This is a genomic window from Klebsiella sp. MS 92-3 (genome assembly GCF_000195655.1).
GTDB classification, from domain to species: Bacteria; Pseudomonadota; Gammaproteobacteria; order Enterobacterales; family Enterobacteriaceae; genus Klebsiella; species Klebsiella pneumoniae.
Genome location: NZ_GL882708.1, coordinates 1 through 594, shown reverse-complemented (window position 1 = coordinate 594; position 594 = coordinate 1). Strand labels below are relative to the sequence as shown.

Below are 594 nucleotides of genomic sequence, written 5' to 3'. Positions count from 1 at the left end.
CCGGTAACGGGTATCCCTACCGCGACATTTATCGGAGGGCAGATCATGCATCGGGCGTCAGACATCAATCAGGCATTCCGCGAGTCGGTATTGCGCAACTCCAAAGGCTACCAGTACCTGCACACAAAGGATTTTGTGTCAGCGCTGCGCCGGCGTGGGCTGCACTTTACCGACTCAGAGGCTAATGCGTGGATATCTAGAGAGCAGACGTACTTTGTCGACAAAACCACCGACCATAGCGAAAACCGTTTGTGGATGATGGCCAACATGGGGAGGGTTCTGTAATGGGATTTCCATCACCCGCGACGGACTACGTCGAGCAGCGACTGTCCGTAAACTCGATCTGCAATGTCGGGCCTAACACTCGCGTTTTCGAAAGGGATGGCGGTTATGTTGTGCTGGATATCTCCCTGAAGCCAAAGCAGGGTAGTCAGGTTTTAATCCAGCACGGCGGCGGGACGGAACTTGCCACATTGAGAGGGCGGTCGCTGATAACCGAAGATGGCGAAGCAATTGAAGGTGAGGCCTTGGATGATGTCACTGTCGCAGGCGTCGTGACGCATATCATTTGTGATGTGCGAAGCGATAGCCTGG

Annotated in this window: 2 protein-coding genes; both read left to right on the top strand. The window is 54.2% G+C overall.

Annotation, left to right across the window (positions count from 1 at the left end; translation table 11 throughout):
* Positions 1-45: 45 nt before the first annotated feature.
* Entirely contained in the window at positions 46-285 is a 240-nt protein-coding gene (locus HMPREF9538_RS26320; protein ID WP_032456963.1) for a hypothetical protein, read from the top strand.
* A partial coding sequence (locus HMPREF9538_RS26325; RefSeq protein WP_009483823.1) for a hypothetical protein occupies positions 285-594 on the top strand: 310 nt, incomplete at its 3' end. The genes HMPREF9538_RS26320 and HMPREF9538_RS26325, both read left to right, overlap by 1 nt.